General features: G+C 72.3%; 13 protein-coding genes. 4 read left to right on the top strand and 9 right to left on the bottom strand.

Annotation, left to right across the window (positions count from 1 at the left end):
* The first annotated feature begins 43 nt into the window (after positions 1-43).
* The gene (locus AB0J24_RS17975; protein ID WP_358682642.1) at positions 44-859 is read left to right on the top strand and encodes a hypothetical protein; all 816 of its coding nucleotides are present in this window, start codon (positions 44-46) and stop codon (positions 857-859) included.
* Positions 860-1,051: 192 nt separating this feature from the next.
* Here AB0J24_RS17975 and AB0J24_RS17970 read toward each other — a convergent pair whose 3' ends face one another.
* From AB0J24_RS17970 to AB0J24_RS17940, 7 genes are all read right to left on the bottom strand, one after another.
* Positions 1,052-1,915 (bottom strand): ABC transporter ATP-binding protein, encoded by an 864-nt coding sequence (locus AB0J24_RS17970; protein WP_358682640.1) that lies wholly within the window; start codon positions 1,913-1,915, stop codon positions 1,052-1,054.
* Positions 1,912-2,859: an iron chelate uptake ABC transporter family permease subunit gene (locus tag AB0J24_RS17965; RefSeq protein ID WP_358682638.1), complete on the bottom strand. Its 948-nt coding sequence runs from the start codon at positions 2,857-2,859 to the stop codon at positions 1,912-1,914. Before AB0J24_RS17965 ends, AB0J24_RS17970 begins: the two co-directional genes overlap by 4 nt.
* 131 nt (positions 2,860-2,990) lie before the next feature.
* Positions 2,991-4,040: an iron chelate uptake ABC transporter family permease subunit gene (locus AB0J24_RS17960; protein WP_358682636.1), complete on the bottom strand. Its 1,050-nt coding sequence runs from the start codon at positions 4,038-4,040 to the stop codon at positions 2,991-2,993.
* On the bottom strand, positions 4,037-5,080 hold the full coding sequence (locus tag AB0J24_RS17955) for an iron-siderophore ABC transporter substrate-binding protein (protein ID WP_358682634.1): 1,044 nt from the start codon (positions 5,078-5,080) through the stop codon (positions 4,037-4,039). The genes AB0J24_RS17960 and AB0J24_RS17955 overlap by 4 nt, the downstream gene beginning before the upstream one ends.
* A 181-nt stretch (positions 5,081-5,261) precedes the next feature.
* On the bottom strand, positions 5,262-6,107 hold the full coding sequence (locus tag AB0J24_RS17950; protein WP_358682632.1) for a MerR family transcriptional regulator: 846 nt from the start codon (positions 6,105-6,107) through the stop codon (positions 5,262-5,264).
* A 43-nt stretch (positions 6,108-6,150) separates the two neighbouring features.
* Entirely contained in the window at positions 6,151-6,846 is a 696-nt protein-coding gene (locus AB0J24_RS17945; RefSeq protein ID WP_358682630.1) for an AraC family transcriptional regulator, read from the bottom strand.
* Between the two features lie 132 nt (positions 6,847-6,978).
* Positions 6,979-9,669, bottom strand: coding sequence for a helix-turn-helix transcriptional regulator (locus AB0J24_RS17940; RefSeq protein ID WP_358682628.1), 2,691 nt, complete (start codon positions 9,667-9,669; stop codon positions 6,979-6,981).
* Positions 9,670-10,052: 383 nt separating this feature from the next.
* On the opposite strand from AB0J24_RS17940, the gene rfbB reads away from it, so the two are divergent.
* Genes rfbB through AB0J24_RS17925 form a run of 3 tightly spaced genes read left to right on the top strand, consistent with a single transcriptional unit; the run spans position 10,053 to position 12,959 of the window.
* The gene (gene rfbB, locus AB0J24_RS17935) at positions 10,053-11,096 is read left to right on the top strand and encodes a dTDP-glucose 4,6-dehydratase (protein ID WP_358682626.1); all 1,044 of its coding nucleotides are present in this window, start codon (positions 10,053-10,055) and stop codon (positions 11,094-11,096) included.
* Between the two features lie 19 nt (positions 11,097-11,115).
* Positions 11,116-12,129 (top strand): ATP-binding cassette domain-containing protein, encoded by a 1,014-nt coding sequence (locus tag AB0J24_RS17930; protein WP_358682624.1) that lies wholly within the window; start codon positions 11,116-11,118, stop codon positions 12,127-12,129.
* On the top strand, positions 12,126-12,959 hold the full coding sequence (locus AB0J24_RS17925; protein WP_358682622.1) for a hypothetical protein: 834 nt from the start codon (positions 12,126-12,128) through the stop codon (positions 12,957-12,959). Before AB0J24_RS17930 ends, AB0J24_RS17925 begins: the two co-directional genes overlap by 4 nt.
* A gap of 405 nt (positions 12,960-13,364) precedes the next feature.
* Here AB0J24_RS17925 and AB0J24_RS17920 read toward each other — a convergent pair whose 3' ends face one another.
* Together AB0J24_RS17920 and AB0J24_RS17915 are read right to left on the bottom strand one after the other, a co-directional pair.
* Complete coding sequence (locus tag AB0J24_RS17920; protein ID WP_358682620.1) at positions 13,365-13,595, bottom strand: hypothetical protein; 231 nt, start codon at positions 13,593-13,595, stop codon at positions 13,365-13,367.
* A 185-nt stretch (positions 13,596-13,780) separates the two neighbouring features.
* Positions 13,781-15,439 carry a carboxylesterase family protein gene (locus tag AB0J24_RS17915; protein ID WP_358682618.1) on the bottom strand — a complete coding sequence of 553 codons (1,659 nt, stop codon included), beginning with the start codon at positions 15,437-15,439 and terminating at the stop codon, positions 13,781-13,783.
* Positions 15,440-15,515 lie beyond the last annotated feature (76 nt).

The raw sequence follows: 15,515 nt of genomic DNA, 5'->3' as shown, positions 1-15,515 counted from the left end.
ACCGGCGGCACCGGAGAAGTCGGATGCGGCAGCACGAGCAGCGGTGCCACGGTTCACCGTGGACATCGCCACGCAGGTCGCAGGGCCCCAGGATCGGCCGCGCCTCCTCGCGTGGATCACCACCGGCGCCGCCGCGGGGCTGCTCGCCGTCGGACCGCTCGCCCTCGCGTCGTCGACGTGGCTGTCCTGGCGCTGGTTCTGGGCGGTGCTGGCGGGCCTCGCCGTGTGTGCCACCGCTCTCAACCTCCGCTGGGTGCCGCACGTCGAACGGATCGGCCCGCCGCCCCTCCGTAGCAGGCCACCGGTTCAGCGCATTCTCGGTCCGCTCTCCTTCGCCGCCGTCCTGTTCGTCGGTGCGACGGCGTACTTCACCTACGCCGCCGACAGCGCCGTACGAGGCGGGCTGGGTCCTGCCGCCGGCCCCGTCGTGTTCACCCCCGTCGGGCTCGCCGGGCTCTCCGGTCTCTGGACCGGCACGCTCGTGCGCCGCCTTCGGCCGGGGCCGCTCGCCGCCTGCTCGCTGGTGCTGACGGCCGCATCGCTGGCGCTGCTGGCAGTCGGATCCGGTTCACCGACCGCCGTCCTCGGCTCAGCACTGATCTTCGGATCCGCGAACACGGTCGGCTCGGCCGTCCTGCCGATCTGGGCCGCCCTACGCGCTCCCGAACAACCGGCGGCCGCGTTCTCCGCCGCTCTCGTCACCGGGTCGGTGTGCGCGGTCGTCACGCCGGTGGTCACCGGAGCTGTGGCCGAACACGTCAGTCTCGGCCCGCCGCTGCTCATCGCGGCGCTCCTGTGTCTGACGACGGCTGCCGCACTCGCCGCCGTCCCGGGGAGCAGGGCCCACCGTCCCGGCTGAGCGACCGCGGGGCGCGGACTGCCAGTCGGTCACTCGGTCCGGTCGACGGGTACAACTCCCGAGCGACCCCGCAACCGCGCCCGCATCCCAGGCCACCAGGGCCCCTGGTCCCGGACACGATCCGGTCGCTCAGCCGGCCCGGTGCGGTACACCCGCGGGACCAGCGCGGAGCGCGTCGGGGGGCCACCGGTCTCAGTCGGGGAGTCGCGATCGTGGGGCCGCGCGCCGGGCTCCGGCGCCGTCGGCGTGGTGGCGCCCGATCGGGATCATCAGGGGCTTGCCGGACACCGGGTCCTCGATCACGGTGCTGGGCATCCCGAACACCTCGTCGACCAGTGCCGGCTGCAGGACGTCGGCGGGCGCCCCGGAGGCGTGCAACCGCCCGTCGCGCAGGGCGATGAGCACGTCGGCGTAGCGGGCGGCGAGGTTGAGATCGTGCAGGACCATGACGACGGTGGTGCCCATCGCGGCGTTCAGGTCGGTCAGCAGGTCGAGGACCTCGACCTGGTGGCTGACGTCGAGGAACGTGGTCGGCTCGTCCAGCAGCAGCAGTTCGGACTCCTGCGCGAGCGCCATCGCGATCCACACCCGCTGACGTTGCCCGCCGGAGAGCTCGTCGACGGCGCGATCGATGATCTCCAGGGTGTTGGTGGCATCGAGCGCCGCGGCGACGGCCCGGTCGTCGGCCGACGACCATCGCGCGAACGCCCGCTGGTGGGGATGGCGGCCGCGACCGACCAGGTCACCCACCGTGATGCCCTCCGGCGCGATCGGGGACTGCGGCAACAGCCCCAGTCGACGGGCGAGCTGCTTGGCCGGCATCGAGTGCAGCTCCCGGCCGTCGAGCAGCACCTGCCCGCTGCGCGGTGCCAGGAGCCTGGTCATCGAGCGCAGCAGGGTGGACTTCCCGCAGGCGTTCGGGCCGACGATGGCGGTCACCCTGCCCGGCTCGACGACCAGGTCCAGGTCGTGGATGACGTCGCGGTCCCCGTAACCGAGCGTCAGGTTCTCGATCTCCAGCCGTGGCTGGGCCGACACGGCCGCCGAACTGGTCACAGGGTGCCTCCGGTCCGGTTGATGCGGATGATCAGGTAGATGAGGTAGGGCGCGCCGAGGATGCCGGTGACCACACCCACCGGGAACCGGTGGCCGAAGGCGTACTGCCCGGCCAGGTCCGCGAGCAGGGTGATCAGGGCACCGACCAGCGCGGCGGGCACCAACAGCGAACCGCGGGGGCCGATGATGCGCACCGCGACGGGCCCGGCGAGGAAGGCCAGGAACGCGATCGGCCCGGACGCGGCGGTGGCGAAGCAGATCAGGCCGACCGCGCACACGATCGTGAGCAACCGGACGAGCTCGACACGCACCCCGAGCGCGGAGGCGGCGTCGTCGCCGAGCCGACCGATGACCAGGTTGCGGCTCTGGAGCAGGACGATCGGCCCGAGGACGGCCAGGGCCACCAGCACCACGACGACGTCGCGCCAGACCGCCCCGTTCAGGCTGCCGGTCAGCCAGCGCAGCGCCTGGCTGAACTCGAAGCTCGTCGCCCGCTCGAGCTGCCAGGCCACGACGCTCTGCATCACCGCCGCGACACCGATACCGATCAGCACGAGACGGGCCCCGGCCGCGACACCACGGCGGTAGGCGAGCAGGTAGATCGTCAGGGTCACCCCGATCCCGGCCGTGACGGCCAGCCAGGAGACGACCAGGCCGCTCAACGCGAAGCTCACGATGGCCACCGCAGCGGCCGCGCTCGCGCCCTCGGTGATCCCGATGACGTCCGGGCTGGCGAGCGGGTTGCGCAGCAACGTCTGGAACGTGACCCCGGCCAGGCCGAAGCTCAGTCCGACCAGCAGCGCCAGCGTCGCCCGGGGCAGCCGGAGCCGCCCGACGACGAACTGCGCGCCGGGTGCGTCGTTCCCCAGGACGACCGCCCACACCTCGGCGGGTGAGTAGACGGTGTCGCCGAACATGAGGGCACCGCAGTAGGCACCGCCCACCAGCAGGCTGAGCGCGGTGATGACCCACCGGCGTCGCTGTTGCAGGGACCGGCGCCGGCTCCTGACCAGGTCGGTGGCGTGGGCCCCCGCGACGCGAGGTCCCGGACGCGTCGATACCGCAGCGGGGCGGTTCACAGCTCACGCACCCGGCTGTACCGGACGACGGCGATGAAGATGGGGGCGCCGACGATCGCGGTGATGATCCCGACGTCGACCTCGCCCGGTGGCGTGATGAGCCGGCCGGTGACATCGGCCACGATCAGCAGGACGGCGCCCCCGATCGCGCTGAACGGCAGCAGCCAGCGGTGGTCGACCCCGGCGAGCAACCGGCAGAAGTGCGGGACGACCAGCCCCACGAAGCCGATCGGCCCGGTGACGGCGGTCGCGGCACCGGCGAGGGTCACCGCACCGAGCGCGGCCAGGACCCTGGTCCGGGCGACCCGTTCACCGAGGCCCGACGCCAGGTCGTCGCCGAGTCCGAGCATGTTCAGCCCACGAGCGCACCAGAGGCTGATCAGCGCGCCGACGAGCAGGAAGGGGGTCACCTGCCACAGACCGGCCGTGGTGGCCCCACCGACCCCACCGATCTGCCAGGAGACGACGCTCTCGGAGATGTCGGGACGGGGCAGTACCACGGCCGTCACGAACGAGGACAGCGCGGCGGCGGTCGCGGCGCCGGCCAGAGTCAGCTTGAGCGGGGTGGCGCCACCGTGCCCCAGCGAGCCCACGAACCAGACCAGGGTGGCGGTCACCGCCGCGCCGGCGATGGCGACCCAGATGTAGCTGGTCGCCGAGGTCAGGCCGAACCAGGCGATGCCGGTCACGATCCCCAGCGATGCACCGGTGTTGATGCCCAGGATCCCCGGGTCGGACAGCGGGTTGCGGGTGATCCCCTGCAGGACCAGCCCGGAAACCGCCAGTGCCGCGCCGGCGACCGCCGCGAGCACGGTCCGCGGGACCCGCTTGGCGACGGCGGCCTCGGCGAAACCGGGGCCGCCGGTGACCCCGCCCCAGATCTCGGGCCAGGTGACGTCACGCGAACCGAGGGCCACCGAGAGCACGCAGGCCGCGACCAGTGCACCGACGAGTGCGACCAGCCAGGCACCGCGTACCCGCCGCGCCCGGCGCAGCGCGGCGGCGGACGCGAAGGGCGCCTCGGCCGGAGCGGCGGGCGTACTCACCTCGTGGTGTACGCCGCGGCGTCGGCGAGCAGTCCGACGTACTCGTCGACGAGGGCCGGGATCGACAGGGCGGTGGGGTTGGCCGCGGTCCCGATCGCCGTGGTGCCGTCGAGGACGACGATCGCGTCGTTCTGCACGGCCGGCAGCTGGGACAGGACCGGATCACCCTTGAGCGCGTCGATGAGCTCCTGACCGCCGTAGGTGACGATCACGTCGACGTCGGCGAGCTCGTCGGCCCGCTCGCCGCTGATCGAGCCCCGGAAGCTGCTGCTGTCACCGGTGGCCTCGACGATGCTCGGCGCGATCTCCATACCGAGGTCGACCAGGTACTTCGAGCGGGTGTCGGCGGCGCTGTAGAAGTTGATCTCGCTGAGGTCGGTGGGGTCGACGTGGGTGAGGAACATCCCGGTCGTGCCCTCGAGCTCGGGCCGCTCGGCCACCGCCGCGGCGATGGTGCCCTCGAGGTCGGTGATGAGCTGCCTGCCCTCGGCCTCCAGGCCCAGACCCCTGGCGTTCTGCAGGATCGAGTCGCGCCACTCGGTCGCCCACGGCTCGTCCGGGTACGGGACCACCGGGGCGATCTCACTCATCGTGTTGTAGTCGTCCTCGGTCATCCCGGAGTACCCGGCCAGGATCACATCGGGCTCGGTCCCGGCGATGGCCTCGAAGTTGTAGCCGTCGGTCTCGTCGAAGAGCACCGGGGTCTCGGCGCCGAGCTCGTCGAGCTTGTCCTTGGTCCACTGCTGGATGCCGTCGCCGTCGTCGTCGCCCCAGGTCATCTCGGACATCCCGACCGGAACGATGCCGAACGCCAGCGGCACCTCCTGGTTGGCGAAGTCCACGGTGGCCACCCGCTCGGGCCTCTCCTCGATCACCGTCTCGCCGAAGGCGTGCGTGACGGTCACCGGTGTCCAGGCGCCGTCCCCGCTCCCGCCCGCCTGTCCGGCCCCGCCCCCGTCGGCGCTTCCACCGCACGCGGCCAGACCACCCATCAACCCGGCCACCAGTACGGGAGCGGCCAGCTTCTCGATCAATTTCATTGCATGCTCCTTAGGTTCGGCTTACCTTAGATCATGCGTTGACCGAGGTGGACGTGTACCGGCAGCGCGACCGGGGTGAGATCCCACGGGGCCGGCTCGGCCACAACCGGCGGAGCCCTGCCCACGAGGCGCACCAGCGGCTGCACCGAGTCACCGGCCGGGAGCGCCCGGAGCACACCCGTCAGATCAGCGGCACCGCCAGCTGCACGATGATCCGACCGTTCCGATCGGGCGCGACGAACTGACGGACCGAACCGATGTCGCGAACGACACCACGGGCCTCCCGACGGGCGAGTTCGGCCATCAGCGCCACCAGAGCCGGGTGCGGAAGCCCCTCAGGTGCTTGGGCGTCCTCGCCGCAGTCCATCCGGGCAATCAGTTCCCGGCCGGCCGGGCGTGCGCCGCTGCGCACCGTCACGCCGTCGAGTTGGCCGGGAAGCCGCGGCGCCGGGTCCGGCAGTGGCCAGCACAAGCTCATCTCGACTCGGTCAGGGTCGTCGTCGACGCTGTCGAACTGGGTCCAGCCCGGACCGTCAGGGCGACAACCCGCTTGCTCGAGCACGCTGAACAGCTCGTAGTAGGCATGGATGGCCTCGTCCTCGGCGGCCGTCGCCGCGGTCTGCATCTCCTGCTCGTCGGTGGGTAGCCGTTGCACGATCGCCGCGACGTGCGTGGCGGCTACCTCGCACTCGGAGAACGTGACCTCACCATCGAAACCCGTGAGAAGTCGGGAAGCCGCAGCCAGCGCACGGTCCTGCGCCGCACGCGCCGCGGCCACCTCGTTGCGGAAGCGCTCCACTGCCCCCGCAGGATCCTGCTGCAGCGCGTGACGCACGGACTCGACCGGCATCCCGGCCGACCGCAGAGCTTTGACCAGGACGGCGTCGTGAAGCTGCCCGCCGCTGTAGCGGCGACGTCGGCTCACCGGGTCGATCTCAGCCGGCACCAGCAGACCGCGCGCGTCGTAGTGCCGCAGCGCCTTGATCGTCAACCCCGTGACCTGAGCGAACTCTCCGATCGTAAGCATGCGATCCAGTCTGGGGCCTCCCCCTCGGGGAGAGGCAACCCGCTCAGTGACGGGGACCGCAGCAACGGAGGGGCGTGTCAGGACGCCCCGTGACACACCGCCGGACATGTGCCGGAGCCGACGTCCTACGGGCGGGAACGTTGACCGTCCCCTCCAATCGGCGCGTTTGCTGTTGGTACTGGCGAGGACTGACGCCGTGCGCCGTGGTGGAGGCACGGGTGAAGTTCGCGGGCCGGGTGTATCCGGTGCGCCGGGCCACGATGCTCGGTGGGTCACCGCCGGCGAGCAGCGTGCGGGCGTGAGTCATCCGACGCCGGGCCCGCCAGACGGGGAAGGTACTGCCGGCCTCGGCGGTGAAGGTCTCTCGTAGTTCATCCAGGTTCACGCCGAGCAGGGATCCCCAGTCGCTCAGTCCGCGGGGATCACTGGGGTCACGGATCAACGTGTCGAGGACCTGTCGGACCGGGGTGGAGACCGGGTGACATCCTTGACCGGAGGCGAACGAGATGTACCGGTGGAAACTGGTGACGACCAGGTGGGAATCGTGGCCGGCGGGGCGCAGCAGGGTGAGGCTGGCGACGACAGTGGACAACAGGAAGTCTTCGCTCTCGGCGGGCAGGTGAATCACGTGGGGGTCGAGGTGGGCCGGGCGGGCGAACGCCGGCCTGCTCCCCAGCGGCAGCAGAATGGAGCCCGCCGGGGTGGTGACCTGGTTGCGCAGACCTGCGGGCAGGAGCATCGCGTCGCCCCGCCAGTTCTCGGGTGGTATCGGCGACCTGTACGGTCGCGGTGCCTCGGTAGACCCAACGGCTTCCTCACCCCGGCGGGGTCCCGCTCTGGCCCCACCCGGGCCTGGGCGGGCCGCTGTTCCTCAGGCGATGGCCCCCCGCAATTCGGCCCGGCTGCGAATCGCGAGCTTCCGGTACGAGCGGGTGAGGTGCTGCTCGACGGTGCTCACCGTGATGTAGAGACTGCGGCTGATCTCCCGGTTGCTCAGTCCCTCCGCAGCCATCCTGGCCACCCGGACCTCGGCGTCACTGAGCGTGTCCCGCCCGGCGTCCGAGCACGCCGGGACGGCCTCGGCGGCCGGGGGTCGCGGCGGCCCCGGTTCGGCGGGGGCGCCGTCCGCCATCCACTGACGGCACAGGTCCTCCACCTCGCACTCCCGGGCGACCGCCATCGCCTCGCCCGCGGTCGCCGCGGCGACGGCGGTTTCCTTGTTGGCGTGGTGCGCCACGGACAGCATCGCGAGGGCGCGGCACCGGGTCAGCTGGTCGTCGCAGGCGGCGGCGGTGTCGGCGGCCGCACGTAACGACGCCAGCCGGGCCCCGCCTTCCTGGCACGTGGCCATGAGCAGCAGGCTGCGCGCGCGCACGTGCCCGACCTCACCGGTAGGTCGGGAGAGCTGGAGCGACAGCAGGTGCTTGGCCCGGTCCAGGTTGCCGAGTGCGATGTGCACCTCGGCGAGGTCGCTGCGCCACGGGATCAGCGCTGGCAGGTCCACCTTCCACCGGATCGCCATCTCGCCACCGGCCTCGACGTCGGCCCGCGCCGCGCGTAGCCGTCCGGCGACGAGGTGTGCCGCTCCCCTGGCCCTGAGGTAGGACAGCCAGTGCCAGGTCCGGCGGGCCGAGTCGGGTACCGGGATCTGCAGGGTCTCCGCGGGCGGAGACCCCGGCCGGTGCAGGATCGACGCGGCGACGGACAGGGCGAGCGGCGCCGGGAGTGTGGCGCCCCAGCAGGCGCGGGGCAGGGTCTCGAGCGCCTCCTGTGCGTGGTGCAGCGCGGTGCCGGCCCGGCCCCGGCAGATCGCAATCTCGGCCTTGACGCAGGACAGCACCGCGGACGCCCGAGCGGACCGGCCGGAGACCGACTCCTCGTGCAGCAGGTCGCACCACTGGGCGGCCTCGTCCACGTCGCCGAGCCGCAGCAACGCTCCCAGCGCCAGGGCGTCGTGCTCGATCGGGCCGCGGTCCAGCCGCGAGCGGCGAAGCATGGCGGCCGCACCCGCGCGGATCCGTTCCGCTGCGCCGTCCGACGGTGGTTCCAACAGGTCGACCTGTTCCACCCCGGGGTGGATCCAGCGCGTCCAGCACCGCACGGCGAGCAGCCTGCCGCCTGCGCCGCCGGTGGACCGGTCGGCCGTGTCGAGCATCCGGCGGGTTCGGCGGGCGTCCGCCTCCTGACCGTTCCACAGCTGATAGCGGAGCAGCTGTGCCGCCTCCTCGGGGGTCAGCTCGCCGCGCTCGAACGCCAGCTGGAGCTCGGGTATCAACCCGATCACCCGGGACGGCTTGGTGTCGAACAGGACCGCAGCCAGAGCGGTCAGGACGACGACGCGGTCCGCGGCGTCCTCGGCGCCGGTCAGCGCCGCGGAGAGCAGTCTCACCGCCGCCGCAGGCCTGCCGGCCACCCGCTCCTCCTCGGCCGCTGCCCGCAGTACCGGTACCGACCACGGCTCGCACGGCACACCACCCGCCAGCACCCGATCGGCGATCTCCAGCAGGGGCGCGCCGTCCTGGAACAGCACCGACGCCGCCCGGCGCTGCAGCGTCTCCGAGTCCGCGGGCGACAGGTCGCCCAGCACGGTCGTGCGACCGGCCGGGAGCAGGAACCGGCAGTCGCCGAGCACCCCCATCCGGGCCAGCGCGGCGAGTGCCGAGTCGACCGCCTCCGCGGACCCGCCGGTCAGCCGCCGGATCCGCGACGGGTTCGCCAGCTCGCCCAGCGCCGCGGCCGCCCTGGCCACCTCCCGCAGGACCGGGTCGCCGCGGTGCACGCAGGTCAGCAGCGCGTCCCGGTACGCCGGCCCGCTCCGCACCCCGACGTGCGGTTCCCGGGCCCGCCGGTGGTCGGCGACCAGCGCCCGGACCAACCGCGGGTTGCCCGCGGTGGCGCGGTGGTACCCGGCCGAGTGGGACCGGGCGTACTCCCCGCCCAGTTCGGTGGCGAGCAGCTGGTGCACCCCCGACACCGTCAGCGGTGCGATCCGGATCCGCTCGACCCCGCCCAACCGGCAGAGGCCACCGCGCAGGGCGGCGAAGTCGGGATCGGGAGGGTCGACCTCGGCGATGACGACGAGGACCGCCGCGGAGGCGATCCTCCGCTGGACGTACAGCAGGACCTGCATACTGATCTCGTCGGCGAGCTCGACGTCGTCGACGACCAGCACGACTGGCCGCGCCGCGGCCAGCTCGGTGAGGGCGATCGCGACCCCGCGCGCGGTGAGCGCGAGCTCGGGACGGAGCACCGCGCTCTCGCCCTCGGGCGAGTCGTCGAGCATGAACCGTTCCACCGATTCGCGACTGGCGTCGGGAAGCGCGGGATCGCTCATCAGCTGACACAGCAGCCCACCGGCGATGCCGCGCTCGAAATGCGATCCGGCCGCGGTCAGCACGAGTGCGTCGCGGTCCGCCGCGCGGCCCGTGAACCGGCGCAGCAGTGACGTCCTGCCACTCGACTCGCACCCGCTCACCAGGACCAGACGCCCCGCCCGGTCCGCCGACACCGTGTCGAAAACGGTCGACAGTCGGGAGAATGCTTCAGCTCGTTCGACCAGCATCGAGTTATTCGCCCCCAGCGTACACATGCGCGACGTCGACAGAGCCGCACGAACACCTCAGCACCGCCGAAGTCATCCCAAGCTGAGGCTATCCGGACCATTTCACCTGATCAAGTGAACTCCGATTGGCGTGGAGATGCTCTTCTGTGGACGACACCTCTGGAGTTCAGTGATTCCGGACACACACGGGTGAGCTCTGAGATCTGTCATACCCGCGGCCGTGAGCAGGTGGTAAGCGCCACGGGATACCGGTCGCCGGCCCCCGGTAGGGGACGCGGGCGGCACAGGCGCCCGGACGGAGCGGGTGGATAGGGGTCGTCAGGGGTGTACGACAGATCGGGAACCGTGGGATGTTCCGGTCGTCGATCTCTACTGGAGGAAAAATGGCGACGATTCTGGTGACGGGCGCCGCCGGATTCATCGGATCGAACTTCATCCACTACTGGCGTCGCACACATTCTGCGGACCGGATCGTCGCCCTCGATCTGCTCACCTACGCGGGCGTGCGTTCGAACGTCGAGGGACTCGACTCGGTCCACCTCGTACACGGGTCGATCGCGGACACCTCGCTCGTCGAGGAGCTGTTGCGCGAGCACCGCGTCGACGTGATCGTGAACTTCGCCGCCGAGTCCCACAACAGCCTGGCCGTGCTGCGGCCCGGGGACTTCTTCGAGACGAACGTCATCGGCACCCAGCGGCTGCTGGAAGCCGCCCGGCAGGTGGGTGTCGGCCGCTTCCACCACATCTCCACCTGCGAGGTGTACGGCGACCTCCCGCTCGACGCCGACGCCTCCGCCGCCTTCACCGAGGAGTCGCCGTACCGCCCGCGGACGCCCTACAACGCCTCGAAGGCGGGCGCCGACCACGCCGTGCGCGCCTACTTCGAGACCTACGGCCTGCCGGTGACCATCACCAACTGCGCCAACAACTACGGCCCGTTCCAGTTCCCGGAGAAGGTCGTCCCCCTGTTCGCCACCCGGGCGCTCGAGGGACGGCCGCTGCCGCTGTACGCCTCGGCGTCGAACCGGCGCGAGTGGCTGCACGTCGACGACCATGCCGCGGCGATCGACGCCGTCGTGCAGCACGGGGTCGTCGGGCAGACCTACAACGTCGGCAGCGGCACCGAGGTCGACGTCACCGGCGTCGCCGACGCCGTACTCGACGCGCTGGGCCTCGGCGACGAGCTGAAGACCACGGTGCCGGACCGGCCCGGTCACGACCGTCGCTACCTGCTCGACTCCAGCAGGGTGCGCCGCGAGCTGGGCTGGACGCCCCGGGTCGCATGGTCGGAAGGCATCGTCGACACCGTCGAGTGGTACCGGCGCCACCCGGAGTGGTGGCGTCCGTTGCTCGGGCGCGCACCCGTCGTCGAAGGTGTGGGGGCGGCCTGGGAGCGGACCGCACCTGCCACGCCGACCGGCTCCTGACATCCGTCACTTCCGGTCCATGACGGACACCGTGGGTACCCGGGCCGCCCTCCGGCCAGGCTGGAGCCATGATCGCCACGAGGAGAACGGGGAGCGGACGATGATCGAGGTCGGCGGGCTGACCAAGCGCTACGGGGACGTCACCGCGGTCGAGGACCTCACGTTCTCGGTGGCCCCGGGACACATCACCGGGTTCCTGGGGCCCAACGGTGCCGGCAAGTCCACGACGATGCGGATGATCCTCGGGTTGGACCGCCCCACTGTGGGGTTCGCGCGGGTCTCCGGCCACGACTACCGCGGGCTCCCCGCACCCCTGCGCGAGGTCGGTGCGCTACTGGACCCGACGGCGCTCCACAAGGGCCGCAGCGCCCGCGCGCACCTGCGCTGGCAGGCCGAGGCAGGCGGGATCTCCCGCGGCCGGGTGGACGAGGTGCTCGGCCTGGTCGGCCTGGAGGACGTCGCCGACCGGCTGGTCGGCGCCCTGTCACTGGGTATGCGTCAACGGCTCGGGCTGGCCGGCGCGATGCTGGGCGACCCCGGGGTGCTGATGCTCGACGAGCCGCTCAACGGGCTCGACCCGGAGGGCATCGTGTGGGTCAGGACGCTGTTGCAGTCGCTGGCGGCCGAGGGCCGCACGGTGTTCTTGTCCAGCCACCTGATGAACGAGATGGAGGCGACCGCCGACCACGTCCTGGTGATCGGCGGCGGTCGGATGATCACCGATATGAGCATCGACGAGCTGGTGCGTTCCGGCGCGGGAGCCAGGGTGACGGTCTCCTCACCCCGGGCCGACCGGCTCTCCGAGGAGCTGCTCCGGTTCGGGGCGACCGTCACCGAGCGGGACGGCGACCGGTTCACCGTGACCGGTCTCGACGCCGCCGACATCGGCGGGCTCGCCGCCCAGTACGGCCTGCCGCTGCACGAGCTCACCCCGTGGCGTCCCAGCCTCGAGGACGCCTTCATGACCCTCACTCGTGACCGCGGTCGGCACCGCGGCGCCGACTTGTCCCGCGCGAAGGAGAGCACCCGATGACCGACACCCGAACCGAGGCGGGCGCGCAGCCACAGCGGGACCGGCCGGGTGCCCCGGTCGGCTTCGTGCGCACCGTCCGCTCGGAGCTCCTCAAGATGTGGACGCTGCAGACGACCCGCCGGCTCTACTGGGCCGCGCTGATCATCGCAGCGTTCATCGCGGTCCTGCTGTGCTTCACCATCGGACCGACCACCGGTGTCGGGCTGCAGGACCGGGCGCCGGAGGACATCGTCAGCACCAGCCTGCTCGGCACGGACGCCGCGGCCCTGGTGCTGATGCTGACCGCGGCGGGCACGGTCGGGTCCGAGTACGCGACGGGGATGATGCGCACGACCCTGACCGTGACTCCGCGCCGCACCCGTTTCCTGCTGGCCAAGGCGGTCACGGTGCTGCTCTCGACGCTGGCCGTCGGCCTCCTGGCCGGGCTGGTGTCGGTGCTGGCGGGACAGGCCGTCCTGCTGGCCGTCGGGCTCCCGCTGGTCGACGCCGATCTGGAGATGGTGCGGATGGCGGTCGGTGCGGCCACCATCGCCCCGTTCTACGCCGTGTTCGCCACGGCGTTCTCGTTCGTGTTCCGCAACACCGCAGGGGGGGTCACCGCGGCGGTCGTGCTGCTGTTTGTCCCGACAGTGGTCGGTTGGCTGCCGGAGTGGTTCCAGGCGAACGTGCTGCCGTTCACCCCTGGCGAGTCGATCCACATCCTGGCCGGGCTCACCCCACCGGATTCCGTCTCCTACGTGCACCCGCTCATCGCGGGCGGCACGCTACTCGCGTGGTCGGCGGCAGCGCTGGCGGTGGCCGCGGTGGTGCTGGAGCGCCGCGACGTCTGAGCATCCGGCCCACGGCCACCGGATCCGGTCCTGCCCGGAGCCCGGCGTGCCACGTCGCGCAGGATCGCTGACCGACGCGGTGATCCTGCTCGGGCAGGCGAACGGTCGGCCTCGTCGCGAGCGGAGTCGCTCACCGAGCGGCGGCCGCCCGTGGCATGAGGCCGCCCCTCGCGAAGCGTGGCACCGCAGCCTCACGCCGGTCCGTGTCGTCTGCTCGCCGGTGAGGTACCGGCCCACCCGTCACGGGACGGGCCCCGGGTCAGCCTGGATCCCACCGTGTCGGTTCGGCCGGTGCGGTAGTGGCCCCTGGTGGTGGCGTCTTGGGGGGTGCGGGCGTGTCTGATCTGTTGGTCCGTCCGGCTTTCCCACTGATGGTCTCCGGACGTGGCTCCGGGGCCCGGTGTGTCAGGGTGTGGTCGGGAGCGGGTCGCGCGGGGCATCGAGGCCGTAGACGCCGGTATCACCGCGTCCGGCGCCCTGCTTCGCGTAGCCACCGGCCATGATCCCCGCGACCAGCGCGATCACCTTCTCGGTGGCGTTCGCGGTGCCCTTCCCGGCCGGCGTGAGCCGACCGGTGAGCAACACCTCCAGACCGCGACGAACGACCACCGCCGTCACCGGCACGAGCCCACGCACGACACGAGATTCGGATCATCGAACCGTGCGGAGATCGCGCGGCGAGCGTCAGACGGTCGCATCCAGCGGATGCCCTTCCGGCCGGTCGCTCAAGGACCATCAGCAGGTCCTGTCCTCCCAGACAGGAGGGCATTCGTGCGCCACTGCCCACCCTCACCAGCGCGCTGTCGCGGTGGATCCGGGGCTCAGCCCCCGGCGACCGTGCCGGGGAAGCTCGCCCAGAAGTCCAGCCGGTGCTCGGCCCGGTAGTCGGTAGGCGGGGCGTCCGGGTCGGTGTCGAGGGTCTGCACGTGCGGGCTGCCGGGGTCGAACGGGGGCCACGCGGCTTCCGGCAGGGCGGGCGAGCCGGTCCGTGCGAACGCGGACCAGTGCCGCACCATCCGGTCGGCCAGCCTGCGGCTCTCCGGGCGCAGTTCACCGTAGGGGGCGCCGCCGGCCGCGTCGAACAGGTAGAACACGTCCGCCGAGTGGTACGCGCCCGGCGCGAACCCACCGCCGACGCCGGCCGCCGGCGGGGCGCCGCGGTCGGCGAACTCGAACGCCCAGGTGGGTGTGACCGCTGCGAGGCTGCGGTTCTGGGCGTCGGTGGCGGTGGCCCAGACACGGTCGGTCAGCACGGTCGCCCAGGCGAGGCTCGGTGTGGTGTGGGCCTCCAGCGGATACCGTGCCGCGACCTCCCCCGCCCGGTCACCGAACGCCCGCCGGAGCAGGTGAGGGTACTGCTGCGCGGTCACCGGACTGCCGGTGTCGTCGAAGAACGCCGCGACGTAGAGGCGGTGCTCGTCGCGGGTGGCGCCGGACAGCACCGGCACCCGGTGCACCCGTCCGGCGTGCAACTCGGCCGCCGGCTCCGCGGGCAGCGCCCGGTTGCCCCAGGCGAAGCGGGAGAACTGCGCGGACAACGGCAGCAGGTCCGTCACCGGACGGCTGCGCAGGCAGGCCAGGGCGCCGGGGCCGGGCGCGCAGCCGAGGGCCGTGGCGACACCGTTCCCGAGCTCGCCGAGCTCGTCCTGGTCGATCCACAGCGACGGCAGGGCCGGCGTGCCTGGCATGACGGTGTCCGGCGGGTAGGTCTGGAGGGCCAGCCCGCTCTGCAGGATCACCCGGTCGAACAGGCCCTCCGCCTGCGGCGACACCAGATGGGCGCTCGCCGAGAGAGCCCCGTAGGACTCGCCGAACAGGGTGACCGAGCGCGGGTCGCCGCCGAGGGCGCCGATGTTGTGGCGCACCCAGCGCAGCGCGGCCTGCTGGTCCAGCAGGCCGAACGAGCCGGCGTCGGCCAGGCCGGGCAGGCCGAACCCGCCCAGCACACCGAGCCGGTAGTTGACCGTGACCACGACGACGTCGCCGTCGGTGGCAAGGCGGTGCGCGTCGAACACCCCGGCAGCCCCGTTCGTGCCGCTGCCGCCGTGGATCCACACCATCACCGGGCGAGGCCGGTCCGGTGTGGCGCCTGCGGGCACGGTGACGTCGAGGAACAGGCAGTCCTCCGTCTCGGACGCCAGGTCGGCCACGCTGCTGGGCAGCTGCGGGCAGGCGGCCCCGGAGCGGGCCGCGTCGCGCACCCCGTCCCAGCCCGGTGCCGGGCCCGGCGCCGCCCAGCGACCGTCCCCGACCGGGGGTGCGGCGTAGGGGATCCCGCGGTAGGTGCGGTGGGTGCCCGCGTCCTCGCCGCGCAGCGCGCCCTGCGCGACGACGCTCGTCGCCGGGCCGTCCGGGTCCGGCGCGGCCGGAGTGCCGCAGGCGCTCAGCAGCAGCCCTGCGCTCAGCGCAGCGAGTGCGCTCCGGGCCGCGGTACGCAGCCGGCCGGGAGCCGGCAGGGTCTCGTCCGTGGTCACGATCATCCGCTCCTGGCCCGGCCGGGCTGGTACGCCCCGGCGGGCCGGATCGCCAGGATCCGGCCCGCCGCGGGAGTGGTCG

This window comes from Pseudonocardia sp. NPDC049635, from assembly GCF_040659795.1.
Lineage (GTDB): Bacteria > Actinomycetota > Actinomycetes > Mycobacteriales > Pseudonocardiaceae > Pseudonocardia.
This window is presented reverse-complemented; position numbering and strand designations above follow the sequence as displayed.

What these genes read in the sequence shown, in the direction of transcription:
- AB0J24_RS17955 (WP_358682634.1), bottom strand. Translation starts at nt 5,080, where the DNA reads ATGAAATTGATCGAGAAGCTGGCCGCTCCCGTACTGGTGGCCGGGTTG.
- AB0J24_RS17950 (WP_358682632.1), bottom strand. Translation starts at nt 6,107, where the DNA reads ATGCTTACGATCGGAGAGTTCGCTCAGGTCACGGGGTTGACGATCAAG.
- AB0J24_RS17945 (WP_358682630.1), bottom strand. Translation starts at nt 6,846, where the DNA reads ATGCTCCTGCCCGCAGGTCTGCGCAACCAGGTCACCACCCCGGCGGGC.
- AB0J24_RS17940 (WP_358682628.1), bottom strand. Translation starts at nt 9,669, where the DNA reads ATGCTGGTCGAACGAGCTGAAGCATTCTCCCGACTGTCGACCGTTTTC.
- rfbB (WP_358682626.1), top strand. Translation starts at nt 10,053, where the DNA reads ATGGCGACGATTCTGGTGACGGGCGCCGCCGGATTCATCGGATCGAAC.
- AB0J24_RS17930 (WP_358682624.1), top strand. Translation starts at nt 11,116, where the DNA reads ATGACGGACACCGTGGGTACCCGGGCCGCCCTCCGGCCAGGCTGGAGC.
- AB0J24_RS17925 (WP_358682622.1), top strand. Translation starts at nt 12,126, where the DNA reads ATGACCGACACCCGAACCGAGGCGGGCGCGCAGCCACAGCGGGACCGG.
- AB0J24_RS17915 (WP_358682618.1), bottom strand. Translation starts at nt 15,439, where the DNA reads ATGATCGTGACCACGGACGAGACCCTGCCGGCTCCCGGCCGGCTGCGT.